Raw genomic sequence first — 22,210 nt, forward strand, 5'->3', positions numbered from 1 at the left:
TGTCGCACTTCTCACCCAGATTCTTTCCAATCACGGTGTAGATTATTCGGTCGACGGCAAACGGGCAGGTCAGGATACAATGACCGGCCAGACCATTCACCTGAATGCCAGCAACATTGTCGATACAACAGCTCCATATGAGCTGGTGTCCAAAATGCGTGCAAGTTTCTGGGTCATCGGTCCATTGCTCGCACGTATGCATACAGCCCGTGTGTCTCTGCCAGGCGGCTGTGCAATCGGGACCCGTCCGGTTGACTTCTTCATCGACGGTCTGAAAGCACTTGGCGCTGATATCGAGATGGATCGCGGCTATGTTCAGGCAGATGCCAAGGGCGGCCTGAAGGGTGGTCGGGTTGTCTTTCCGAAAATCTCCGTAGGTGCAACACACACAGTCATGATGGCTGCGACACTGGCCAAGGGCGAGAGCGTGATCGAAAACGCCGCTCAGGAACCAGAAGTCACCGATCTCGCAAACTGCCTGATTGGCATGGGTGCAAAGATTGAAGGTGCTGGCACCGACACAATCCATATTCAGGGTGTAGACAGCCTGGGCGCACATCGCCATCCGGTTATTCCTGACCGTATCGAAACCGGGACCTATGCCATGGCAGTGGCAATGACGGGTGGTGAAGTAACTCTGGAAGGCGCGCGCGGCGATCTTCTCGAAGGTGCACTGGATGTCCTTCGTCAGACCGGAACAGAAATCACTGAAACCAATATGGGTCTCAAAATTAAGCGCAACGGTGCTGGCATCAGCCCGGTAGACGTTTCCACTGAGCCGTTCCCGGGTTTCCCAACAGATCTGCAGGCGCAGTTCATGGCGCTTATGACCCGCTCCAAGGGTGTGAGCAAAATTACTGAGAACATCTTCGAAAACCGTTTCATGCACGTTCAGGAACTGGCTCGCCTTGGCGCCAAGATCACATTGGACGGGCAGGTGGCTTCTGTTGAGGGCGTTGAAACCCTGCGCGGTGCTCAGGTTATGGCAACAGACCTTCGCGCATCTGTTTCTCTCGTCATCGCTGGTTTGGCGGCAGAAGGTGAAACGACGGTCAGTCGTGTCTATCACCTTGATCGCGGCTTTGAGCGGCTGGAAGAGAAGCTGTCTCGCTGCGGTGCGGTGATCGAGCGTATCTCGGCCTAACGAAACCGAAGCAAATGATTTGAACCCGGTCTGTTTTTCAGTCCGGGTTTTTTCATGGAGATTTTCTCAAAGAAACTGGATCACACCTTCATGCTTGAAATCTGCTGCGTTCATTCATAGATGTTTTTCTGTAAATTGTTGTAATAGTAAGGATGTCTCGCGCTATATACGGTGCGTGAGGCCAGGGAAATCTGCAAGGGATTAATATGGAACAGGTAAAACCAATGAAGCTGATGGCGCTGGATCAGGAAGATTTGCAGATCATCTCTTCCATGGTGCAGGACAGTGTTCTGAAACTCGCAGATATCAAGTACTTACCTGCTGAGCGCCGCCTGGTGCTGACAATGAATCGATACCTTTGGGAAACAGACGAAAACAACCAGAAACGAAGAATGCGGGCGCGGTCCGTTCTTTCTGTGTCGCGGGTGGATGCGGTCAAAGCTCAGAAAATCAACCAAACAAACAAAGACATGGTCCTGTCTTTGCTCTGTGTGCTGTTTGAAGAGACAAATGCACCGGCTGGTCAGTTGAAGCTTGAGTTTTCCGGTGGGGCTGCTATTGCAGCAAATATCGAGTGCATCGAAGCGCAACTGGCAGATCTGGGCTCCGTTTGGGAAACTGAAAGCAGACCTGAACATGATCTAGAAGGCTAGTTGGAAAGCGCGGGATAGTTTCGTAAAATCCCGATACAACCTGAAGGCTTGGACTGCATTTCGAAAATTCTGACATCATCTCGGGAAGAACAGTCCCGGGAACTATAGTAAATTGGGAACGATAACGTGGCGATTAAGCTCTCCTCAAAGTCTGAAGGTTTCGAAGAAGAAATTCGTGCCCTGCTTGGAAGCAAGCGGGAAACTTCAGAGGATGTGGATCATATCGTGCGCGACATTCTGCGGGATGTCGAAATGCGCGGTGATGCAGCTGTGCTCGAATACACCAACAAATTTGACCGTATGTCGGCCAAATCTATGGACGAGCTGAAAGTAACTGAAGCGGAGATAGAGGCAGCTGTTGCTCAAATCCCTGCTGAAACACTGGAAGCCTTGCAGCTTGCCCACGATCGTATTCGTTCCCACCATCAAAAGCAGCTGCCAGAAAGCTACACTTACAAAGATGCCATCGGCGTAGAGTTGGGCGCCATCTGGACTGCAGTGGAAGCTGTTGGTGTGTATGTCCCTGGCGGTCTTGCCAGCTATCCATCCTCTGTGCTGATGAATGTCGTGCCTGCAAAGGTTGCTGGCGTTGAGCGCATCGTAATGGTGGTTCCAAGCCCTGATGACGTGCTCAACCCACTCGTTTTGGCAGCAGCTAAGATGTCTGGTGTTTCAGAGATCTACCGCGTAGGCGGCGCTCAGGCTGTTGGGGCGCTGGCATATGGCACAGAAACAATTGCACCGGTCTCCAAGATTGTTGGTCCGGGCAATGCGTACGTTTCAGCGGCAAAGCGCCGTGTATTCGGAACTGTCGGTATCGATATGATCGCTGGCCCATCCGAAATCCTCGTCGTGGCTGATAAAGATAACAACCCGGACTGGGTTGCTGTCGATCTGCTCTCTCAGGCAGAGCATGATCCGGTTGCGCAGTCCATTCTCATCACGGACTGCGAAGAACTGGCAGCAGCTGTAGAGGAGGCTGTGGAGCGTCAGCTCACCACGCTGCCACGTGCAGACGTTGCGCGTCAGAGTTGGAATGACTTCGGAGCGATCATCACCGTTGACAATTTAGATGATGCAATGATGCTCTCCAACCGTTTTGCGCCAGAACATCTTGAGCTGTGTGTTGAGGACCCTGATGCACTGCTGCCAAAAATGAGAAATGCTGGCGCAGTTTTTGTTGGACGTTACACACCAGAAGCGATCGGCGATTATGTCGGCGGTTCAAACCATGTGCTGCCGACGGCTCGCTCGGCGCGCTTCTCCTCTGGTCTGTCTACGCTGGAGTTCGTAAAGAGAACTTCGCTTCTGCGCTGTAACCCGGAAAATCTCGCACAGATCGGCCCTGCGGCCGTCACACTGGCAGAAGTGGAAGGTCTGCAGGCGCATGGACGTTCAGTCTCTATTCGCTTAAACCACTAGTTAATTGATCCAGGACGGAAAAGATCGCTTGATGAATAAGGAAGTCCCTGTAAACGAAGAACAGAGACAACAAGGGATAGAACGCCTTTTTGAGGTGGTCCTTGATCCGGATTCTATTGTGCGCGCCGACAAAGACGTCGAGCGGGAGCGAAAAATTGCGATCTTTGATCTGGTAGAGGAAAACATGTTTTCTCCGGTCGGGCCCGATCAGGGCCCGTACCGGTTGGACCTAGCTATGATCAAGCGTAAGCTTGTGCTGGGAGTTCGGGATGAAATGGGCAGCGAAATCGCAACCCACATCCTCTCGCTCACCCCTTTCAGGAAGATCATTAAAGACTACTTCATGATCTGTGAGAGCTACTACGATGCAATTCGCAGTGCCTCACCAAAGCAGATCGAAGCAATCGATATGGGGCGTCGTGGACTACACGACGACGGCGCCTGCATATTGGAAGAGCGCCTGAAAGGGAAAATCACCATCGACCATCAAACCGCCCGACGACTGTTTACGCTCATTTGCGCCTTGCAGCACCGGGGGTAAGTATGGCCGAGTTTATGTCACGGCCAAGTTCCATCCTGTTTATCTGCAGAATGAACGCCGTACGCTCTCCGATGGCAGAGGGCTTGACCCAACTGCTCTACCCCAAACAGGTCTACACGCGCTCCTGTGGCGTCTTTGCAGGCGAACGTGATCCGTTTGTCGACTCTGTTATGGATGAGCTTGGGATGGACCTGAGCAATCACCATCCAAAAACATTTGAGGATCTGGCCGAAGACGGGTTCGACCTCATTGTGACGCTTGCTCCGGAGGCCCACCACATGGCATTGGAGCTGACACGCGCACAGCACGTTGATGTTGAGTACTGGCCGACGATTGACCCGACAGTGGCAACAGGAAGCCGTTCACAGATCATGGATGCGTACAGAGCGGTGCGTGATACGCTTAAGAGAAAGATAGAACAACGTATGCAATAAGCTGCTGAAAATACTCTACGCGTGGCCTTTGCATGTGTTTTCCACCCCAAAACAAGGAATAAGCGGTAAAACTCGTCAAACTGCCCTCCAAGAAATGGAGGTAGCCTGTTCACTTTTGGCGAGTTATCCGGTAGGTTCCGCGAAAATTCCATTTAACTAATCAGGAATCCTAATGGCTAAAGAAGAAATGCTGGAGTTTCCAGGCGTCGTCGTCGAACTCCTTCCTAATGCGACTTTTCGTGTGAAACTTGAAAACGATCACGAAATTATCGCTCACACTGCTGGTCGTATGCGTAAAAACCGTATTCGCGTTCTGGCTGGCGATAAAGTGCTCGTGGAAATGACACCATATGACCTGACAAAGGGTCGTATCACCTATCGCTACAAATAAGCGATCCACTGAGCGCGGGTTCATGATGAGCCTGCCTTAGTTGAGCTCTGGTCTGTAATTCATCGGGGAACTGGCATATGACCAAAGAACTGCCGTTAGTATTGGCCTCCGGGTCACCACGTCGTCTGGCGTTGCTTCAGCAGATTGGTATAGAACCGGAATTCCTCCTGCCTGCAGACATTGATGAGACGCCTGTGCGTGGGGAAAGCCCGCGCGCGCTGGCTCAAAGACTTGCACGCGGCAAAGCAGCCGCTGCACGTGTTCTGATCGACCGGGATGACGAAAAAGCGCATTCCATCATCCTGGGGTCTGACACAGTTGTTGCAGTAGGACGCCGCATCCTGCCGAAGGCCGAGAGTAAGGAGCAGGCCAGCGTCTGCCTTCAACTGCTTTCCGGTCGCATGCACAAGGTTTACACCGGCGTTTGCGTGAACATGCCTGATGGCGTGGTTCGCACAAAACTGGTTGAAACCCGCGTACGTTTCCGTCGTCTGTCTTCTCATGACACAGAAAAGTACCTCGCCTCAGGGGAGTGGCGTGGTAAAGCAGGCGGCTACGCTATTCAGGGCCTTGCTGGCGCGTTCATTGCGCGTGTGATTGGATCATACCCAAGCGTTGTCGGTTTGCCTCTGCTGGAGACCGCAAGCCTCTTACAGTCAGCTGGCTATCCAACTCAAAAAACATGGGACGAAGACGCTGTACCTGCTGCATAGGCAGGAGAAAGCTAACGCGCAAACCCACCCACAGTTTGCACATATCGTGGTGACAGGCTCGCAAGTGCATTGCGCAGCTCCTGAGTTGGTTTGCCATAAACCGTCATGCCTGTTGGGTGCAATGTGTCCATAAACTGCTTGGCATAGGTGTTGGAGAACCACGTCAGGTGCAACATTGCTGAGTTGCTGTCCTTGAAGCTCGTAAAAATCTCGCAGGATTGCCCGTCTTCGCTCAGGTACCAGACATAAGCTGTGGTATCACCCTGCATTTGCTGGACTGCTTTCACCATCTCCACCATCAGCCCTTCAAAGACTTTTGGTTCTGCGGTGGCCAGGTGCGCTGTCAGGATCCAAGAAACTTCATTGTTCATTATACGCTTCCCCGGTGTTCGCGAGATACTTTCAAATCCATGCAGAACTCAGAGTGTATCCCTGAAAGGTGGTTCTGGTGTTCGGATAAGGATACGAACATGTTCAAAAGTGCCTGCCTATGGCTAATCTTAGTCTGAACTCTAATTACTGCAAAGTTGTTTGCACATAAACTGTTTAACGCCTTAAATTTAGGAGATAATTTGCAGTTGTGAAGGGGGGGCTGACGCACCGTTACTCCAAATTCGACAAAACCATCAAAATGATCTGATTTTATCTCTTGATGTCCTGTAGATTTCTGGCTAGAGGCACTGGCAGATGCTCTGCTGAGCCGGATAAGCGAACAGCCTTATCTGCGAAGATCAAAACTAGCAGTTGAGAGAGATGATGAAGAAGCCATCAGTAAAATGCCCGATCTGCGAGAAACCAGCGCAAGAGGCAACAAAGCCGTTTTGCTCAGACAGGTGTAAACAGGTGGATCTCAACAAGTGGTTGAGTGGTCATTATTCCGTACCCGCGGTTGAGGAAGAGTTCTCTGAATCTGATATCACTGACCTAGAAAATTCACGTATTCTGCATTGAGCATTTGGGGATAAATATTTCGAGAATCTAAGGTTTTTTTCGATAAATTTTACCAAATTCGGGTGTTTTCTACCTCTGATTTATTGAGCCAACAAGTTGATATATTATAAGGATTCTCAACAATCCTACCCCTTGTAATAGGTACGAATAAGGCTCGCGATTAAAAAGTCAGGCTCTGAATTTTTTTTCAGTTAGATGGCGAAATATATCTCCTTTAGTCTTGTGCCTGTCACAGTTATGGGCAATTGTACCGAGCGTGTTCTTGGGAGGTTTGCGCGGATATAGAGATTCTCGCGTAGCCGTCTCGTTAAATTGCTTGGGGCAATTGAATAAAGGCAAGACCTATGAAAAAGCATCTCTTGGGCGCAACTGCGCTTTTGTTGTCTTTTGGCGTTTCCGCGCCGGCTATGGCAGAATTTGATCTGACCATTTTGCATACGAATGATTTCCATTCCCGCATTGAGCCAATCAACAAGTACGACTCGAATTGTTCCGCAAAGGATGATGCAAAAGGCAAGTGTTTGGGTGGCACTGCCCGTTTGGAAACAGCAATCAAAGAGCGCCGTGCGGCTGCTAAAAACTCTATCCTCGTGGATGGTGGTGACCAGTTCCAGGGTTCTCTGTTCTACACTTACTACAAAGGTAAGGCTGCTGCTGAGTTCATGAACACTCTTGGTTACGACGCAATGACCGTCGGCAACCATGAGTTTGATGATGGTCCGGAAGTTCTGCGTGGCTTCATGGATATCGTGAACTTCCCGGTTCTTCTTGCAAACGCTGACTTCTCCAAAGAAGGCAAGTTGATTGGCGTTCTGAAGCCTACCTCCATCGTTGAGCGTGACGGCGAAAAAATCGGTTTCATCGGCCTGACGCCAGATGACACTCATGAGCTGTCCAGCCCTGGCGATCATGTTACATTCTACGACCCAATCGAAGCAGCTAACAAACACGTTGCTGAGCTTCAGGCGCAGGGTGTGGACAAGATCATCGTTCTGTCTCACTCCGGTTACGACGTTGATAAAAAAATCGCTGCTGCTGTAGACGGTATTGATGTGATTGTTGGCGGCCACACCAACACGTATCTGTCCAACACGTCTGACCGTGCTGAAGGCCCATACCCAACTTGGGTTGAAGCTCCAAACGGTAAGAAAGCTGCGATCGTATCTGCATACGCTTACGGCAAGTTCCTTGGTGAGCTGAACGTGAAGTTTGACGACAACGGCGACGTGATTGAAGCTGTTGGCGAGCCAATCATCATGGACGCGAAGGTTGCTGAAAACGAAGTAACCAAAGCACGTATCGCAGAACTTGCTGGTCCGCTTGACGAAATTCGCACCGAAGTTATCGGCGCAACTGCAGCGCCAGTAGATGGTGACCGCAAGTCTTGCCGCGCACGTGAGTGTGAAATGGGTGCTCTCGTAGCTGACGCTATGATTGCAGCAACCAAAGACAAAGGCGTTGAAATCGCAATCACCAACGGTGGTGGTCTGCGTGCTTCTATCGACGCTGGCGAAGTAACCATGGGCGAAGCTCTGGCAGTTCTTCCTTTCCAGAACACCCTGGCGACCTTCGAGCTTCAGGGTAAGTTCATCAAAACTGCTCTGGAAAACGGTCTGTCCAAGATCGAAGAAGGCGGCGGACGCTTCCCACAGGTTGCTGGTCTGAAGTTCACCTTCGATGCATCCAAGCCTGCTGGTGAGCGTGTTGTTGAAGTAACCTTGGAAGACGGTTCTGCAATTGAAGCAGACAAAGTCTACAAGCTTGCAACCAACAACTACGTTCGTAACGGTGGTGACGGCTACAAGATCTTTGCAGCAGAAGGTAAAAACGCATACGACTACGGCCCAGGCCTTGAGTTCGTACTTGCTGACTTCCTGAAAGCGCAGGGCGGTGCATACGAGCCTAAACTGGCTGGTCGCATCACTGACGCAACTGCAAAATAAGCTGGTCTTGTTGAGTAGATGAATTAAAGCCGGAGGTACACGCCTCCGGCTTTTTCTTTGCCTTGCTCATTATTGCTCTTTTCAAACAGAAACTTGCACAAAAGCGCATTGACCCCTTACAAATATGCAGCTTCTGAACTTCAAAAGGCGTGTGAACGTGAGCATTCTCGAAACGGAACAACAAAAGCTCATTGATCGCTTTCACGCGCAAAAGCCAATCCGCTCATGGTCCATGATCATCTCGATCTTTGGAGACTGCGTTGCTCCGCGTGGTGGCGAGCTCTGGATGGGAAACATCACCGAGATCATGCAGATGGTTGGGATCAACTCCGGAGTGGTCCGCACCGCCATGTCTCGTCTGGCCAGTGATGGCTGGCTGGAGCGCACACGCATCGGTCGCAACTCGTTCTATCGCCTTACCAAAATGGGCCGCGAGGCTTTTGATCAGGCAACGCCGCGCATTTATGCCCGCGGTCCGGCGAACGGGAATGGCAACTGGATCACGGCAATTCTGAGTGAAGGGGAGGGACGGGCTGAACGCCGGGAACGCCTGACAGATCAGGGCTTTGGCGTGATCGCGCCGAACGTGTTGATTAAACCGGACATCGGCCAGCAATTGCCCAAATCCTCAGAGAAGGTCGTGTTTATGCAATCCAAGGCACCTTCTGACAAAGCCGTGCAGCTTGCCCGGCAAGCCTGGAACCTGGAGAGCTTGCAGCAGGGATACCGCGAGTTCATTGAGAATTACAGCGGCTTGCAAGCACTTCTTGAGTGTGGAAGCCGTGCTCCTATTGCACCAGAAACAGCTCTGATCATCCGCATCATTCTGATCCATGACCTCCGGCGACTGGTTCTCAGAGATCCTGAGCTGCCTTTACAAGCCCTGCCAGATAAGTGGGAGGGAAGCGTCGCACGAGAACTTGCAGCGGGCATCTACAACACCCTGAGAGATCACGGTGAGGTCTGGCTTGATTCTAACGCCAAGAATGCAGAGGGCGCTTTGCCATCTCCTGAACCTGCTTTTTTTGAACGGTTCCAACCTTTGTAATCATTAGCGAATTTAGAATTGTCCTAAAATGCACCCTTAAATGTTACAGAAAATACTTGTGAGAATGATATTCTGTGACATATTGAAGCGGAAACGAACATTGGTGTGCTCTTGGGAGGGACCTTACCTATGTACACGCAAGCATTGAACAACCCGGCAGTTGAGGCTGGTGTTGAGGACGAAGAGAAGCTTGCTGCTTTTCAAGCTCGCATTGATCGTGAAGAGAAGATTGAGCCCAACGACTGGATGCCAGCAGCCTATCGCAAAACGTTGGTCCGGCAGATCTCTCAGCATGCGCACTCAGAAGTGGTCGGCATGTTGCCAGAAGGAAACTGGGTGACACGGGCTCCGTCTTTGAAGCGCAAAGCCATCTTGCTTGCCAAGATTCAGGACGAAGGTGGTCACGGCCTCTACCTCTATTCCGCCGCAGAAACCCTGGGTGTTTCTCGCGAGGAACTGGTGGATCAGTTGCTGACCGGCAAAGCCAAATACTCTTCCATCTTCAACTACCCAACGCTCAACTGGGCGGATGTTGGCGCCGTTGGCTGGTTGGTTGATGGTGCCGCGATCATGAATCAGATCCCGCTATGTCGCTGTTCTTTCGGGCCATATTCCCGTGCAATGATCCGCATCTGTAAGGAAGAGAGCTTCCATCAGCGTCAGGGCTACGATCTTCTCGTTGCCATGATGAAGGGCACTGCAGAGCAGCAGGAGATGGTTCAGGACGCCGTCAATCGCCTCTGGTGGCCTGCGTTGATGATGTTTGGTCCCTCTGACAAGGACAGCAAGCACTCTGCCGCCAGCATGAAGTGGAAGATCAAACGCTTTACCAACGATGAACTCCGTCAAAAGTTCGTCGATGCCACAGTACCTCAGGCAAAGGTTCTTGGCATTTCTCTGCCGGATCCTGACCTCAAACTTAACGAGGAAACGGGGCACTGGGAGCATGGTGAACCGGACTGGGACGAGTTTTACAACACCATTCAAGGCAATGGCATCTGCAACAAGCAGCGGATGAAAGACCGCATCAAGGCACATGAAGACGGTGCCTGGGTGCGCGAGGCTGCACAGGCGTACGCTGCAAAGCAAGCCGCAAAGAAATCAGCTGCTTAAGGGAGGGCAGAACATGAGCGAACAAGCAACACCACTTTGGGAAGTATTCATCAGAGCGCGCAATGGCATGTTTCATAGACATGCAGGTTCTGTCCATGCAGCTGATGCGGAGATGGCTCTGCAGGCAGCGCGAGACGTTTACACACGCCGCGGAGAAGGGCTGTCTATCTGGGTTGTCCCATCAGCAGCAATCATCGCGAATGATCCGGACGAGAAGGGCGAGATGTTTGAGCCAACAGCTTCCAAGATCTATCGCCACCCGACGTTCTATGAGTTGCCTGACGAAGTCGCGAATATGTAAGGAGGCCATGATGACAGATACGGCACTATTTACATATTGCATGCGGCTGGCTGATGACTCCGCAATTCTGAGTCAGCGACTGGGCGAATGGTGTGGTCACGCTTCTCACCTGGAAGAAGACATCGCACTCACCAATATCGCGCTTGATCTCATAGGCCATGCCCGTGAGCTCTACACCTATGCAGGGCAAATCGAAGGCAAAGGCCGCGACGAAGATGCCCTGTGTTTCCATAGGGTTGAGCGTGAGTTCAACAATCTTCTACTGGTTGAACAACCCAATGATGACTTCGCATATGCCATCATGCGCCAGTTCCTCTTTTCCGCGTTCATGCACCCGTTCTGGGAAGCGATGATGAACTCGAAAGACGAACAACTGGCCGGACTGGCAGCGAAAGCAGAGAAAGAAGCAGCCTACCATCTGCGCCATTCTGCTGAGTGGGTGATCCGTCTGGGAGACGGCACCGAGGAGAGCCACAATCGCATCAGTGATGCGCTGGAGTTCCTCTGGATGTACACCGGCGAGATGTTTGAATGTGACGAAGTTGTGTCATCATTAGTTGCCAAAGAAGTTGCTGTAGATCCTATGTCTATCAAGCACTTATGGGACGAGATGGTGAATACGGTTCTGGCACGCGCCAATCTGGAACGCCCAACTGAAAGCTGGATGCAGACAGGTGGCCGTCAGGGCGAGCACAGTGAGCATCTGGGACATATCCTGTCGCCGATGCAATACCTGCAGCGCTCGTTCCCGCAAGCCCAGTGGTGATCGGGAGCTAACCCATGGCAGTTGCAGCGAAAATTCTGAGATCTGAGTTGGATCAAAAGGCCTGGAATGCGGTGTGCGATGTACCCGATCCTGAGGTGCCGGTGCTCACCATTGAGGACCTTGGTGTCTTGCGCGATGTGCACGTGCAGGCAGATGGTTCTGTAGAGGTGGCCATCACACCAACCTACACCGGTTGCCCGGCCATGAGCATGTTCGCTTTCGATATTGAAGCGGCTCTGCTCATCGCTGGTTTTGAGAGGGTGGACGTCAAAACCGTCCTCACGCCAGCCTGGACCACCGATTGGCTCTCAGAAAAAGCGCGTGAAAAACTATGGGTTTACGGCATTGCGCCTCCAAACGGCAAGGCCTCGCGCCGGGCCTTGTTTGGTGAGGAGCAAGTCCGTTGCCCAAAGTGCAGCTCTGCCAACACCAGTCGCATTTCCGAGTTTGGCTCTACTGCTTGCAAAGCGCTTTACCGCTGCAACGATTGCTCTGAGCCTTTTGATTATTTCAAGTGCATCTGACCCGCTCGGCTGAAAGGCTCCGGCAGATGTAAGGGAGGAAACCATGTCACCACGGTTTCATAGATTGAAGATCAAGTCAGTCCATCAGGAAACAGAGGAAGCTGTCTCTATCGCCTTTGAAATTCCTGCGGACCTGAAGTCAGATTATTCTTTTATTCCAGGGCAGTATCTCACCCTGCGCGAATTTATTAATGGCGAAGACACCCGCCGGTCCTACTCCATTTGCTCGTCTCCCAAGGATGATGACATCCGCGTTGCGATCAAAAAAGTGGAGGGTGGCCGCTTCTCAAGCTTCGCTCTGGATCATGTCTCTGTTGGCAATGAGATTGATGTGATGACCCCGATGGGCCGCTTCAATCTGCCAAGAGGAACCACTGAAGAAGCAAGGGTTTATGCCGCTTTTGCAGCAGGATCCGGCATTACGCCAATCATGTCCATGGTGCAGGCTGTGCTGGAAGATGAGCCGAACAGCCACTTCTTCCTGTTCTACGGCAACAAGAATTCCCAGAGCGTGATCTTCAAGGATCAGCTGGATGACCTGAAGGATCGCTTCCTTGATCGCTTGAGTGTCTATCATGTTTTGTCTCGTGAAGAGCAGGAACTGAGCCTCTTCAATGGTCGCTTAACCTCTGAAAAGATTGAGGAATTCATCACCAAGACCGTTGGTGAGAACAGCATCGACCACGTCTTCCTTTGTGGTCCGGGCGATATGATTGAGGCAGCCAAACAAGCCTGTCAAAGTCATGGCATTCCGCTGGAACACATCCATAACGAGCTCTTTGTGCCTGCTGATGGCGGTGATCCGCACGCTGCCCATAAAGCTAAGGATTCCAGCGCTGTAGACCATAAAGCAAAGGTCTCCATGATCGTTGATGGTGCACGCCACGACGTCACTCTGGAGCCGGGTGAAACCATCATTGATGGTGCCTTGCGTTTGGGTATAGAAGCACCGTTCTCCTGTAAAGGTGGAATGTGCTGCACCTGCCGCGCCAAGGTGGTCTCCGGTCAAGTCGACATGGCCGTCAATTACTCGCTGGAACCTTGGGAGATTGAGGCCGGCTACGTGCTCACTTGCCAGTCCAGACCGAAAACAGATGATGTAACAGTCGATTACGACGATATCTGATCTATCAAAACGACAGTTTGCGTTGGTTTGAAAGGAAAAGCCGGAATTTGCGTTATTCCGGCTTTTCTTGCGTTCTTATGTCAGCACCACGCGTTCAAACGGCTTTTGCAACCGGAACCGGGAACACCAGATCGTAAACCCAGTTGTAGACGAAGGCGTAAACCAGAAAGAACATCGCAAAGCCGATATCAAGCAGCAATGCCTGAACAAAATTCATCTGCAGAAGCCACATGATTGCGACAATGCCAAATCCAAGCAGCCCGCCTTCAAACAACAGGGCGTGCACAATACGCAAGGCAACGGTCCTTGGCTTGGTACCACGGTTGGCCACATACCATTTATCGAAGAGCCAGTTGTAAAGAAAGTTCCAGCCCATGGCGATCAGGGACATGACCAGTCCAAGAACACCAATCTCTGAAATGGAATGACCAGTAATCCAGCTTCCAAACACCGCGACGATGGAAAGGGCGATCCCTTCAAACAGCACGGAGTGTCTAACTCTGTCCCAGAAACTTCTCATGTCACACCTATCTATCTAAGTAGCTTTCTGGATAGATATATTCAAACTATCTTTCTGGCAAGGTTTAATTTAGAAATCCGATAAACTGTGATGAGGATCTCATGTCGAAAGCCTACCCAATGGGCAAAGCCCTGGAACAGATGCGCCAGAACTGGCCAGAAGCTGTCTCTTTAGAAACCGAGCTGTTTCTGAGTATGAACAGGTTCAGCGAAATCCTCGATCAGAACTGCACAAAAGAGCTGGAAGTCTATGGCCTGACCAACGGCGCCTTTGAGGTGCTGGTGGCACTGCGAGGCCGTCCTGAGCCATGGGAAATGTCCCCCAGTGATTTGTACCGTGCTCTGCTGATGACTTCAGGCGGTATGACCAAAATTCTCAAGCAGCTGGAATCCGACGGCCTCGTCACGCGCATTGATCACGATACCGACAAACGCAGCAAGATCGTCCGCCTAACCAACAAAGGCAAAATCACCGTCGAAAAAGCCATGGAAAGCGTCATGACCGGCGATCGCCGCGTCATCTACCAGAACCTCACCAAAGAAGAAGTCCAATCCCTCCGCGATATCCTCCTCAACGTGGTGGTCAAGCTGGGGGTGTAGGGGAGGGGACTATGTATCTTGCCACCAAACGTTGCTTGCTCTCCCAGCCAACGCATTCAGATAAAACCGCACTCCGACGACTGTTCGCCAACGAGCAGGCGAGAACATTCCTGGGAGGAAAGCAAAGCCCAGAAGCTATCGAAACCCGATGTGCAAGGGTGGTTGCTGAAGCAGGGGTGTATCATGCTGTAGTGCGATCCAGCAGAACCAACGAGTTCCTCGGCCTGCTCAGTTTAGCTCCTTATCATCAAGGAGAAGACATGGAAGTCTCCTACGAGTTCCTGCCGGAACATTGGGGGCAGGGATATGCAGAGGAAGCCCTCAAAGCGTTCCTGCCATTCGCTATGCAGGAGCTGAACCTGACATCCCTTCTCGCTGAAACCCAACTTCAAAACACCCGCTCCATCCGCCTGCTACAAAAGCTGGGCATGCAACAAACCCGGCAACTTGAACGATTTGGCGAGCAGCAAGTTGTCTATCGGCTTGATCTTTGAGCAACCGGCAGAAGCTAGGTCTTCTCAGCAGCATGTTGAAAAGCACAACTGGCCCTTGATTGCGGTAAGCCAGATTTCTATCCTTGCAGCAAGGCTAAGTCCAAGCCTCCGCCCTCCAATCCGGGAAGCATTGCACATGTAGGACGTCAGGATCAGAACCATACTGTTCGAGCAAGCGCATAAGGAGGGACTGCAATGTATGCTCTGAAGAGAGGGTTCTTCAATGAAACTGTCCAGTCCTGTTCACCAGCTGAAAAGACAAGCGAAGTTAACCGCACGCGAAAGTGGCATGCCGCTGCATGCGGCGCTGGATCAGCTCGCGCAAAAAGAAGGCTATAGCAGCTGGAGCCATCTGTCGGTTTCTGGCTCACGGTCTGGCCGCGCTCAAAAATGCCTTCGCCAGTTAGACTGCGGAGACCTTGTTTTAATTGCTGCACGTCCGGGCCAAGGCAAAACTCTGTTTGGATTGGAACTGGCCATTCAAGCCAATAGAGCAGGGGGCGAGAGTTACTTTTTTACCCTCGAGTATACGCCTGCAGATGTTTTGAAGCGTGTATCCCAGCTCGGCTATAATCCTGCTCAGATGAGGGAGGCTTTCCATCTGGATTGCTCGGATGAGATTTGTGCCCGCTACATCAAAAATGAACTTCGGCATGCGCCCTCAAAGACGCTAGTTGTTATTGATTACCTGCAGCTGCTCGATCAAAAACGCCAAAACCCCGAACTCTCCTCTCAGCTGAATGAGCTCAAAGAGTTTGCAAGGAAAACAGGGATTATCATCACCTTGATATCGCAGGTTCAAAGGGACTTCGATCTTGCGATGAAACCCTTGCCGGACCTGTCTGATATTCGTCTTCCCAATCCGGTTGATCTGGCGGTTTTCACCAAATGTTGTTTTCTCCATAACGGAGAAATTGCATTTGAGGTGGTCAACTAAAACGCCTAATTGGTATTGAGCCAATGCAAAGCAGCTGCCTCAGATGTAAAGCGGCAGCTGCCCTGTTTGGGTCAGGAACCTAACCCAGCATCTCCGCAGCTTTCACCGCTTTCACGCAATCCCGCTCTTCCATCAGCTTCTGGAAGGCGTGGAACTTTGGAAACGGCGTGATGTCCACTCCATCGCCTTTGAGCCAGGTGCTGACCACGTAAAGGTAGGCATCAGCAATGCTGAAGGTGTCGCCTAGCACGTAAGGGCCGGTGACGATGTTCTCTTCCACATAGGCGCAGCAGGCAGTCATGGTTTCCGGCACCTTGGCGCGCATGTCGTCCCAGCTGGCTTCCTTGTCTGCCCAACGGGCACCGCGCAGTTTGTGGGCATGGTTCACATGCATGGTGGAAGCCAGATAGTACATGGCCTCCCGCATCTTGGCGGCCTTGTAAGGATCAGAAGGCTTCAGACTGTCATCCGGGGCAAGATCAGCAACGTAATCGAGCAGCGCACCGGCTTCTGTCAAAACGCCATGGTCTGTCACCAGAACAGGAACACGGCCCTTCGGGTTCACCTCTAACAACTGCGGACGGCTGACCTCCGGGTTCTTAAAGTCGATCTTGTGCGTGGTGTAAGGGACACCGGATTCTTCAAGGGCAATGGCAACGGCAATTGAAATGGTGCCGGGAGCGTAAAACAGTTTCATAGGTCACTTATGTTTGCTGGAATGATCAGATGCCCACAGCCTATACGCAGCTTTACCAACCTGCAATTGAGCTTATTGTGACCAGCACTTAAGCGAACTGCTTTAGCGCCTGTAAAGCTCGCCTTGCATGTCCTCCCGCAGGGCCATGAGTTCCTCAGCTAGAAAATCAACAAAGCGGCGGATGCGGACGGTTTTGCGCAGGTCTGCATGAAGCACAATCCAAAGCGACTGCCCCAACTCAGTCTTGGTGCCGGGCACGCGGCACAAGTCAGGAAAGAACCGTTCAAAAACCACAGGGAGGTAAGAGAGACCGCAGTTCTCTCGCAACAACCGGAGGCGCATATATCCATCGGACACCATGTGCCGGATGTCAGCATGAGGGAAGGGGCTTTGAGCGATCCAATTGGTCGTGTGTGCGTCACCTGGCCAACCGATCCAGGAAAGACCAGAGCCTTGCGGTCCGGACTGCGCAAACGCAGCGTCAATGTAGGCCTGGCTTGCATAGATGCCGATGGCTATGGGGTAGAGTTTGCGGGCAACCACATCCTCGCTCACTTCATAGGCCGCACGCAGAGAGACATCTGTCTCGTCCTTGTTGATCTCCTCAACGGCAGAAGTCAGCCTCAGCTCCACCTGAATATCAGGATAGGCCTCCTGAAACCTGCTGATGATTGGAGAAATCACATCATAGGCAAACGTGGGCGTGACAGAAAAGCGGAGCGTCCCCGCTTCACTCTTGTCCAGCCCCTCAACACGTTTGCGCGCATTGATGATCACCTGTTCTGCCTGCTCAGCAAACGGAAGCACGGTTTCGCCGGCATCAGTCAGCTTGAAGCCTTTGGTGGAGCGACTAAACAATGCCACGCCATAACTGGCCTCAAGAGCCTGAATGTTGCGGTTCACAGTGCCATAATTGGTATGAAGCAACTCAGCGCCCGCTCTCAAACTGCCCGCCCGCGCAACAGCAAGAAAAGACGGCAACAGCTCCCAGTCCAGTGACCTCATCGTGTCTCTCTTGTTACATCAGAGTAATGCCTTGTTTCTTATTATATCATTCTTGTTCTCATTAGGTAACGTAAAATGCACTCCAGACATAATCAGGAACCCACCGCCGGTTCCGTTGAAGATTGATGATTGGAACACCCGATGACAACACGCTATCATCCGGCCTTAGTAGCCTTGCACTGGATCCTCGCCCTGATGATATTTATGGCACTGGTGGTGGGAGGGCCCATGATGGCAGCTATGGAAAGCACCGACCCACAAAAACTCACCGGTATGACCGGACATATCATCTGGGGCATGACCATCGGCGTGCTCATCCTCCTGCGCCTCATCACCCGTTTCGTAACAAAGAAGCCTGCAAAAGCAGACACGGGAAAAGCCGTACTCAACACTGCCGCTGGGCTGACCCATTGGGCCATGTATGCGCTGGTCGCAGGTATGGTGCTCTCCGGTCTCGTTATGGCCTATAACGCAGATCTCTTCGCAATCACGCTGGGCGGTTCCGGAGCCCCGCTCCCCGCAGACCTCACAGTGTATCCGGCACGTGTCGCCCATGGTGTCATCGCGAACGTGCTGACCGCTCTGCTTGTGCTGCATGTTGTTGGATGGGCGTTTCATCAGTTTATCCTGCGAGATCGCCTCATCAGCAGAATGTGGTTTGGAAAGAGACAAGCAGCCCCAAAGACAGAAGCCGGGCAACAAACGTTGGAAGCCTGACCCCGATCCAAACTGGCTGCATGGGAACACCGGCAGCCAGTTTCTCTCTTTGGAGAGTTAGCCTCTCGCCCGCGCGGGGTTACCTACCACGGTGGCTCCGGCGGGCACGTCTTTGGTCACCACGCTGCCTGCGCCAACAATGGCCTCATCACCAATGGTCACGCCCGGCATGATGATCGCAGCCCCGCCAATCCACGCCCGCTTGCCAATGGTCACCGGCTTTGCGATTTCCAGTCCCGCACAGCGCTTTTCTGCATCTTTGTGGTGCTGGGCGCAATAGATCTGCACATTCGGCCCAAGCATGGTCTGGTCACCAATTCGCACAGGCGCTGTATCCAAAATGGTGCAACCCGCATTGAGGAAAACCCGTTCTCCCAAATGAATGTTGATGCCATAAGCGCAATGAAACGGCGCCTCGATGATTGTGCTGTCGGTGGAACTGCCAAGCAGCGCACGTAGGGCAGGGCTTATCCAACCACGCTTGCTTGGGTGCAGTGTACGATGCTCATGTATAGCGTGGTAGGCCGCTTGCCGCAGCGTTTCCAGCTCGTCATCGATGCAGGTGTACCATTCACCCGCTTCCATCTTTTCGCGTTCTGTTTTCATGATGGGTCTGTTCCTTGAGTCTTCCCGTAACTCTCGGAAAAATAGAAGAGTCTTGCAAGCTGCATTTTTACTGCAGAGCTCAATCCGGGCAAAACACAGGCATCGTACAGGGTGAAACCTTCCCTCGCTCAGTACATTCTACTGGCTTGTTTAAACGTATTTGCTGATGTAGAACATAAAGTGAACATATGGAGCGGAAGCATGCAATGGCTACCTGGCTTCTACTGGAAAGAGAAAGACGGCAAAAGAAACACTTTCATCGGCGGCTCCTTCCAGTCCCTTGAAGTGGCAATCTTGCTTTGGGAAGAGTTGGCGATGCCCCCATCCCTTATGTGGCAATGGCAGATTTTGCATGAAGCTCTTGTGAGAGCATCCGGAGGGGAAGCAACAAAGGCGCTTGGCACAATAGCCTCTCAGATTGCTTATTCTCGTTATGTCGGTGCTCTCATGGCAAAGGTATCAGAGGGAGAAAAAGTGGGAAAACTGAAATACATCTGGGGTCCCGCCGAAGGAGCAAAGGTTGGGGACGGGAAAGGCGTGGGCTGTGTACCAGGCGACCCCAAAGCACTCATGCAGGTGAACAGATACACAGAGGAGGGAGGTCAGATTGTCTGGTACTTCCTTGTAAGCGATGGCTCAGAGTTCATCGAGGATGGACAGCGCGCCAGCAAAGAAGAAGCTGTTTTGGCAGCTGAAGAGGTCTACGCAAGCAGCGGCTTATGCAAGAAATCTCTGATTTAACTCCGGTTGCCCCTCGCTATAAGACCTCAAGTGGAGATCCCCACAGCACGGTGAAGGTACTGCGCCTCTGAGAGCTGGCGGTTGAGAAATCCGGCAATGTCTGAAGGTGCAATCTTCAAAGAAAGACGTCGGTCTGTGGCTGGAAAGTCCTCTTTATAGCTGCCAGTTGCAAGCTCTGGAGCAAACGCGCTGGGCCGCACGATAGTCCAGTCCAGACCGCTCACCCGCACCAGCTCCTCCTGCAGTTCATGGTCCTTGAACACAAGTCGCAACAACGCGCCAAACATGATCCGTTTCCAAAAGAAGTTGAGGTTGGACCAGCTCTCATGTGCTCCAAGTGTGGACTGACAGACCAGTCGCTTCACCCCATGTTGTTGCATCCCCAAAATGACATTGCGCGTACCAACAGACCGGATGGTGCTGTTGCGCGACATGCCGGCGCCAAGCGTAATCACCACGGCATCATGGCCCTGAATTGCGGCTGCGACAGCATCGCGGGATGCTGCATCACCAGCTCGGAGCGTCAGGCTTTCATGCTCAATCTGCAGCTTGTTCGGGCTGCGGGCAAAGGCCGTCACCTCATGCCCATCTGCCAGCATCTTCTCCGTGGCAAGCCTGCCAACAGTGCCCGTTGCACCAAATACGATAACTTTCATGGCCCTATCCTTTCCTGCTTTACATGGTGTAAAGTTGACATCGTGTCAATCGCATCTATATTGACATCATGTCAAGTCAGAATATTCCCACTCGTGATCGCATCCTAAAATCCACATGGCAGTTACTGGAGGCCGGAAACGGCAGTGCTGTGCGCATGTCAGACATCGCAAAGGCGGCAAAAATCAGCCGCCAAGCGCTCTATCTGCACTTTCCCAATCGGGCAGATTTGCTCACCGCTACAACGCGTTATCTGGATGAGGTGCACGACATAGACGCAAAGCTGGCTAAAAGCCGAAGCGCTGCATCCGGTACGCAAAGACTAGAGGCCTGGGTCGAAACCTGGGGCAATTACATCCCGACGATTTTTGGTGTGGCCAAAGCTTTGATGGCCATGCAGGAGACCGATGAAGAGGCAGCTGCTGCTTGGAATGACCGAATCTGCGCCATCCGTGATGGCTGCGAAAAAGCGGTTCAGGCGCTCAAGGCAGATGGTGCACTGACAGACAGCATGAGCGAAGAGGAAGCAACCGATATGCTCCTCACAATCCTCTCCGTCCGCAATTGGGAACAGCTGCGCATCGGCTGCAACTGGACACAAGTCCGCTACATAGACATGATGCAGCAACTTGCAGCGCAGGCACTGGTGAAATCGTAAGAGCGGCAGGCGAGGCTTAGCTCGCCGCCGTACCTTGTATGGACTGCGAGCCGTTTAGCAACAATTGCACCACCAGATCCGCGTAACCTTCGCGGGTCAGATCGCCGCCCGGTTTAAACCATAGATACGACCAGTTGAGCATGCCAAACAGGCTCATGGTGACGGGCTTGATCAGCGCACTTTCATCGCCAAACTGCGGGTTTGTGGCCGCAACCGCCTTGGCAAAGATGGCAACCAGTTTGCGCTCCAGCTCAATGATGTCCTGCTTCTTCTCTGTTGGAAGAAAGGACAGCTCGTTGATCTGCAGCTTATGCTCAGAATCTGCGTCCTCATAAGCCAGCAGTAAAGCACGGCACAGGCCGCGCAGACGCTCCAGTGGGTCTTGTTCTGCCTGAGCAACACTTTCCACCGCATCAACCAGCTCTTCAAGGTGAGCGCTGATGATGTCGATCAGCAGCGTCTCCTTGTTCTCGTAGTAGTGATAGAGCAAAGCCTTGGAGAAACCACAGATCTTGGCGAGCTGCGCCATCGAGGTTTTGTCATAGCCTTGCTGCGCAAAGGCGCGCGCCGATAGTTTCAATATGGATTTGCGTTTGTCGTCATAATCCGCTGCTCTGGTGCGCGCCATGCTTTTTAATTCCGTTAATCTTCTTTAGGCCGCAAGTCGATAACCCGCGTGGCCTTGCCTTGGCTTCGTTCTATGGAATTTGGCAGGCCCACGTCTACCCCAACCGAAATTCCAATGTTGTTTTTCACATGAACCGCCAGTTCCTTGGCGCTTGCCAGACGATCAGCGTCAGATGTTGCATGTGCAGCGGCTTCCACGTTGACGGTCAGCTGGTCCATACGCCCCTTACGGGCAATCTGGATCTGGTAGTGAGGGGAGAGCCCGTCACAGCGCAGCATCTGCTCCTCAATCTGGGTCGGGAACACATTCACACCGCGTACGATCATCATGTCGTCAGACCGACCGGTGATCTTTTCCATACGCCGCATCTTGCGGGCCGTGCCCGGCATCAGGCGGGTCAGGTCGCGGGTGCGATAGCGGATGATCGGCAGGCCTTCCTTGGTCAGCGTGGTGAACACCAGCTCACCTTCCGATCCATCCGGCAGAACCTCACCAGTTATCGGATCAATGATCTCCGGATAGAAGTGATCCTCCCAGATGTGCAGACCGTCTTTGGTCTCCACACACTCCTGCGCCACACCCGGACCCATAACCTCTGAAAGGCCATAGATATCAACCGCATGCATGTCGAAGGCTTGTTCAATCTCCTCACGCATGGAGTTGGTCCACGGCTCAGCTCCAAAGATGCCGATCTTGATGGAGCTCTTGCGCGGATCAAGGCCTTCTTTGCGATACTCATCTAGAATGGAGAGCATGTAAGACGGGGTGACCATGATGATCTCAGGCTTGAAATCCTCAATCAGCCGCACCTGCCGCTCTGTCATGCCGCCAGACATTGGAATGACAGTACAGCCAAGCGCTTCCGCCCCGTAGTGCGCGCCCAG

General features: G+C 52.3%; 29 protein-coding genes. 21 read left to right on the top strand and 8 right to left on the bottom strand.

Annotated features, from left to right (window positions below):
* The 7 genes from murA to PPL9_RS23525 all read left to right on the top strand — a co-directional run.
* Window positions 1-1,144 (top strand): UDP-N-acetylglucosamine 1-carboxyvinyltransferase (murA, locus tag PPL9_RS23495; RefSeq protein ID WP_057464979.1); only part of this gene is annotated, 1,144 nt, incomplete at its 5' end.
* A gap of 206 nt (window positions 1,145-1,350) precedes the next feature.
* Window positions 1,351-1,797 carry a DUF2948 family protein gene (locus tag PPL9_RS23500; RefSeq protein WP_057464980.1) on the top strand — a complete coding sequence of 149 codons (447 nt, stop codon included), beginning with the start codon at window positions 1,351-1,353 and terminating at the stop codon, window positions 1,795-1,797.
* A 126-nt stretch (window positions 1,798-1,923) separates the two neighbouring features.
* Window positions 1,924-3,219 (top strand): histidinol dehydrogenase, encoded by a 1,296-nt coding sequence (hisD, locus tag PPL9_RS23505; RefSeq protein ID WP_057464981.1) that lies wholly within the window; start codon window positions 1,924-1,926, stop codon window positions 3,217-3,219.
* A 31-nt stretch (window positions 3,220-3,250) separates the two neighbouring features.
* Complete coding sequence (locus PPL9_RS23510) at window positions 3,251-3,760, top strand: UPF0262 family protein (RefSeq protein WP_057464982.1); 510 nt, start codon at window positions 3,251-3,253, stop codon at window positions 3,758-3,760.
* 2 nt (window positions 3,761-3,762) lie between these two features.
* On the top strand, window positions 3,763-4,194 hold the full coding sequence (locus PPL9_RS23515; protein WP_208980475.1) for a low molecular weight phosphatase family protein: 432 nt from the start codon (window positions 3,763-3,765) through the stop codon (window positions 4,192-4,194).
* Window positions 4,195-4,366: 172 nt separating this feature from the next.
* On the top strand, window positions 4,367-4,585 hold the full coding sequence (infA, locus tag PPL9_RS23520; RefSeq protein ID WP_008549604.1) for a translation initiation factor IF-1: 219 nt from the start codon (window positions 4,367-4,369) through the stop codon (window positions 4,583-4,585).
* A gap of 77 nt (window positions 4,586-4,662) precedes the next feature.
* Window positions 4,663-5,298: a Maf family nucleotide pyrophosphatase gene (locus PPL9_RS23525; RefSeq protein WP_057464983.1), complete on the top strand. Its 636-nt coding sequence runs from the start codon at window positions 4,663-4,665 to the stop codon at window positions 5,296-5,298.
* A gap of 11 nt (window positions 5,299-5,309) precedes the next feature.
* Here PPL9_RS23525 and PPL9_RS23530 read toward each other — a convergent pair whose 3' ends face one another.
* Window positions 5,310-5,669 carry a hypothetical protein gene (locus PPL9_RS23530; protein ID WP_057464984.1) on the bottom strand — a complete coding sequence of 120 codons (360 nt, stop codon included), beginning with the start codon at window positions 5,667-5,669 and terminating at the stop codon, window positions 5,310-5,312.
* A gap of 382 nt (window positions 5,670-6,051) precedes the next feature.
* Here PPL9_RS23530 and yacG point away from each other — a divergent pair, with 382 nt between their 5' ends.
* From yacG to paaE, 8 genes are all read left to right on the top strand, one after another.
* Window positions 6,052-6,249: a DNA gyrase inhibitor YacG gene (gene yacG / locus PPL9_RS23535; protein ID WP_057464985.1), complete on the top strand. Its 198-nt coding sequence runs from the start codon at window positions 6,052-6,054 to the stop codon at window positions 6,247-6,249.
* Between the two features lie 344 nt (window positions 6,250-6,593).
* Window positions 6,594-8,192: a 5'-nucleotidase C-terminal domain-containing protein gene (locus PPL9_RS23540; protein ID WP_057464986.1), complete on the top strand. Its 1,599-nt coding sequence runs from the start codon at window positions 6,594-6,596 to the stop codon at window positions 8,190-8,192.
* A 157-nt stretch (window positions 8,193-8,349) separates the two neighbouring features.
* Window positions 8,350-9,240, top strand: coding sequence for a PaaX family transcriptional regulator C-terminal domain-containing protein (locus tag PPL9_RS23545; protein ID WP_152986801.1), 891 nt, complete (start codon window positions 8,350-8,352; stop codon window positions 9,238-9,240).
* Between the two features lie 129 nt (window positions 9,241-9,369).
* Entirely contained in the window at window positions 9,370-10,353 is a 984-nt protein-coding gene (gene paaA, locus PPL9_RS23550) for a 1,2-phenylacetyl-CoA epoxidase subunit PaaA (RefSeq protein WP_057464988.1), read from the top strand.
* Window positions 10,354-10,366: 13 nt separating this feature from the next.
* Window positions 10,367-10,654: a 1,2-phenylacetyl-CoA epoxidase subunit PaaB gene (gene paaB, locus PPL9_RS23555; protein WP_057464989.1), complete on the top strand. Its 288-nt coding sequence runs from the start codon at window positions 10,367-10,369 to the stop codon at window positions 10,652-10,654.
* 7 nt (window positions 10,655-10,661) lie between these two features.
* Window positions 10,662-11,420 (top strand): 1,2-phenylacetyl-CoA epoxidase subunit PaaC, encoded by a 759-nt coding sequence (paaC, locus tag PPL9_RS23560; RefSeq protein WP_152986802.1) that lies wholly within the window; start codon window positions 10,662-10,664, stop codon window positions 11,418-11,420.
* 14 nt (window positions 11,421-11,434) lie between these two features.
* Entirely contained in the window at window positions 11,435-11,944 is a 510-nt protein-coding gene (gene paaD / locus PPL9_RS23565) for a 1,2-phenylacetyl-CoA epoxidase subunit PaaD (protein ID WP_057464991.1), read from the top strand.
* A 43-nt stretch (window positions 11,945-11,987) separates the two neighbouring features.
* Entirely contained in the window at window positions 11,988-13,070 is a 1,083-nt protein-coding gene (gene paaE, locus PPL9_RS23570; protein WP_057464992.1) for a 1,2-phenylacetyl-CoA epoxidase subunit PaaE, read from the top strand.
* A 94-nt stretch (window positions 13,071-13,164) separates the two neighbouring features.
* Here paaE and PPL9_RS23575 read toward each other — a convergent pair whose 3' ends face one another.
* Window positions 13,165-13,590, bottom strand: a complete 426-nt coding sequence (locus tag PPL9_RS23575; RefSeq protein ID WP_082597067.1) for a PACE efflux transporter — start codon at window positions 13,588-13,590, stop codon at window positions 13,165-13,167.
* A gap of 101 nt (window positions 13,591-13,691) precedes the next feature.
* Between PPL9_RS23575 and PPL9_RS23580 the strand changes: the two genes are divergently transcribed.
* The 3 genes from PPL9_RS23580 (at window position 13,692) to PPL9_RS23590 (ending at window position 15,620) form a co-directional block, all read left to right on the top strand.
* On the top strand, window positions 13,692-14,189 hold the full coding sequence (locus PPL9_RS23580) for a MarR family transcriptional regulator (protein WP_057464994.1): 498 nt from the start codon (window positions 13,692-13,694) through the stop codon (window positions 14,187-14,189).
* Window positions 14,190-14,200: 11 nt separating this feature from the next.
* A complete protein-coding gene (locus PPL9_RS23585) occupies window positions 14,201-14,683 on the top strand; it encodes a GNAT family N-acetyltransferase (protein ID WP_057464995.1) in 483 nt (160 codons plus the stop codon).
* Between the two features lie 223 nt (window positions 14,684-14,906).
* On the top strand, window positions 14,907-15,620 hold the full coding sequence (locus tag PPL9_RS23590; RefSeq protein WP_057464996.1) for a DNA helicase: 714 nt from the start codon (window positions 14,907-14,909) through the stop codon (window positions 15,618-15,620).
* A gap of 79 nt (window positions 15,621-15,699) precedes the next feature.
* On the opposite strand, the gene PPL9_RS23595 is transcribed toward PPL9_RS23590, so the two are convergent.
* On the bottom strand, window positions 15,700-16,317 hold the full coding sequence (locus tag PPL9_RS23595) for a glutathione S-transferase family protein (protein WP_057464997.1): 618 nt from the start codon (window positions 16,315-16,317) through the stop codon (window positions 15,700-15,702).
* Between the two features lie 102 nt (window positions 16,318-16,419).
* On the bottom strand, window positions 16,420-17,322 hold the full coding sequence (locus PPL9_RS23600) for a LysR family transcriptional regulator (protein ID WP_057464998.1): 903 nt from the start codon (window positions 17,320-17,322) through the stop codon (window positions 16,420-16,422).
* A gap of 141 nt (window positions 17,323-17,463) precedes the next feature.
* Between PPL9_RS23600 and PPL9_RS23605 the strand changes: the two genes are divergently transcribed.
* Complete coding sequence (locus tag PPL9_RS23605; RefSeq protein WP_082597069.1) at window positions 17,464-18,039, top strand: cytochrome b/b6 domain-containing protein; 576 nt, start codon at window positions 17,464-17,466, stop codon at window positions 18,037-18,039.
* A gap of 57 nt (window positions 18,040-18,096) precedes the next feature.
* Here PPL9_RS23605 and PPL9_RS23610 read toward each other — a convergent pair whose 3' ends face one another.
* On the bottom strand, window positions 18,097-18,648 hold the full coding sequence (locus tag PPL9_RS23610; protein ID WP_152986803.1) for a sugar O-acetyltransferase: 552 nt from the start codon (window positions 18,646-18,648) through the stop codon (window positions 18,097-18,099).
* 198 nt (window positions 18,649-18,846) lie between these two features.
* Here PPL9_RS23610 and PPL9_RS23615 point away from each other — a divergent pair, with 198 nt between their 5' ends.
* Window positions 18,847-19,386 carry a hypothetical protein gene (locus PPL9_RS23615; protein WP_057465000.1) on the top strand — a complete coding sequence of 180 codons (540 nt, stop codon included), beginning with the start codon at window positions 18,847-18,849 and terminating at the stop codon, window positions 19,384-19,386.
* A 26-nt stretch (window positions 19,387-19,412) separates the two neighbouring features.
* On the opposite strand, the gene PPL9_RS23620 is transcribed toward PPL9_RS23615, so the two are convergent.
* Entirely contained in the window at window positions 19,413-20,042 is a 630-nt protein-coding gene (locus PPL9_RS23620) for an SDR family oxidoreductase (protein WP_057465001.1), read from the bottom strand.
* A gap of 68 nt (window positions 20,043-20,110) precedes the next feature.
* Between PPL9_RS23620 and PPL9_RS23625 the strand changes: the two genes are divergently transcribed.
* Entirely contained in the window at window positions 20,111-20,698 is a 588-nt protein-coding gene (locus PPL9_RS23625; protein ID WP_057465002.1) for a TetR/AcrR family transcriptional regulator, read from the top strand.
* Window positions 20,699-20,714: 16 nt separating this feature from the next.
* On the opposite strand, the gene PPL9_RS23630 is transcribed toward PPL9_RS23625, so the two are convergent.
* Complete coding sequence (locus PPL9_RS23630; protein ID WP_057465003.1) at window positions 20,715-21,326, bottom strand: TetR/AcrR family transcriptional regulator; 612 nt, start codon at window positions 21,324-21,326, stop codon at window positions 20,715-20,717.
* 14 nt (window positions 21,327-21,340) lie between these two features.
* The coding region (locus PPL9_RS23635) for an AMP-binding protein (RefSeq protein ID WP_057465004.1) at window positions 21,341-22,210 on the bottom strand (870 nt) is incomplete at its 5' end.

Origin of the sequence: Pseudovibrio sp. POLY-S9, assembly GCF_001431305.1 — a bacterium.
Classification (GTDB): Bacteria; Pseudomonadota; Alphaproteobacteria; order Rhizobiales; family Stappiaceae; genus Pseudovibrio.

Coding starts and splice junctions, on each gene's coding strand:
- PPL9_RS23600 (WP_057464998.1), bottom strand. CDS start 17,322: ATGAGGTCACTGGACTGGGAGCTGTTGCCGTCTTTTCTTGCTGTTGCG.
- PPL9_RS23585 (WP_057464995.1), top strand. CDS start 14,201: ATGTATCTTGCCACCAAACGTTGCTTGCTCTCCCAGCCAACGCATTCA.
- paaA (WP_057464988.1), top strand. CDS start 9,370: ATGTACACGCAAGCATTGAACAACCCGGCAGTTGAGGCTGGTGTTGAG.
- PPL9_RS23615 (WP_057465000.1), top strand. CDS start 18,847: ATGCAATGGCTACCTGGCTTCTACTGGAAAGAGAAAGACGGCAAAAGA.
- PPL9_RS23530 (WP_057464984.1), bottom strand. CDS start 5,669: ATGAACAATGAAGTTTCTTGGATCCTGACAGCGCACCTGGCCACCGCA.
- yacG (WP_057464985.1), top strand. CDS start 6,052: ATGATGAAGAAGCCATCAGTAAAATGCCCGATCTGCGAGAAACCAGCG.
- paaE (WP_057464992.1), top strand. CDS start 11,988: ATGTCACCACGGTTTCATAGATTGAAGATCAAGTCAGTCCATCAGGAA.
- paaB (WP_057464989.1), top strand. CDS start 10,367: ATGAGCGAACAAGCAACACCACTTTGGGAAGTATTCATCAGAGCGCGC.
- PPL9_RS23625 (WP_057465002.1), top strand. CDS start 20,111: ATGTCAAGTCAGAATATTCCCACTCGTGATCGCATCCTAAAATCCACA.
- PPL9_RS23525 (WP_057464983.1), top strand. CDS start 4,663: ATGACCAAAGAACTGCCGTTAGTATTGGCCTCCGGGTCACCACGTCGT.
- paaD (WP_057464991.1), top strand. CDS start 11,435: ATGGCAGTTGCAGCGAAAATTCTGAGATCTGAGTTGGATCAAAAGGCC.
- PPL9_RS23620 (WP_057465001.1), bottom strand. CDS start 20,042: ATGAAAGTTATCGTATTTGGTGCAACGGGCACTGTTGGCAGGCTTGCC.
- PPL9_RS23630 (WP_057465003.1), bottom strand. CDS start 21,326: ATGGCGCGCACCAGAGCAGCGGATTATGACGACAAACGCAAATCCATA.
- PPL9_RS23590 (WP_057464996.1), top strand. CDS start 14,907: ATGAAACTGTCCAGTCCTGTTCACCAGCTGAAAAGACAAGCGAAGTTA.
- PPL9_RS23575 (WP_082597067.1), bottom strand. CDS start 13,590: ATGAGAAGTTTCTGGGACAGAGTTAGACACTCCGTGCTGTTTGAAGGG.
- PPL9_RS23500 (WP_057464980.1), top strand. CDS start 1,351: ATGGAACAGGTAAAACCAATGAAGCTGATGGCGCTGGATCAGGAAGAT.
- PPL9_RS23595 (WP_057464997.1), bottom strand. CDS start 16,317: ATGAAACTGTTTTACGCTCCCGGCACCATTTCAATTGCCGTTGCCATT.
- infA (WP_008549604.1), top strand. CDS start 4,367: ATGGCTAAAGAAGAAATGCTGGAGTTTCCAGGCGTCGTCGTCGAACTC.
- PPL9_RS23515 (WP_208980475.1), top strand. CDS start 3,763: ATGGCCGAGTTTATGTCACGGCCAAGTTCCATCCTGTTTATCTGCAGA.
- paaC (WP_152986802.1), top strand. CDS start 10,662: ATGATGACAGATACGGCACTATTTACATATTGCATGCGGCTGGCTGAT.
- PPL9_RS23580 (WP_057464994.1), top strand. CDS start 13,692: ATGTCGAAAGCCTACCCAATGGGCAAAGCCCTGGAACAGATGCGCCAG.
- PPL9_RS23540 (WP_057464986.1), top strand. CDS start 6,594: ATGAAAAAGCATCTCTTGGGCGCAACTGCGCTTTTGTTGTCTTTTGGC.
- PPL9_RS23605 (WP_082597069.1), top strand. CDS start 17,464: ATGACAACACGCTATCATCCGGCCTTAGTAGCCTTGCACTGGATCCTC.
- PPL9_RS23510 (WP_057464982.1), top strand. CDS start 3,251: ATGAATAAGGAAGTCCCTGTAAACGAAGAACAGAGACAACAAGGGATA.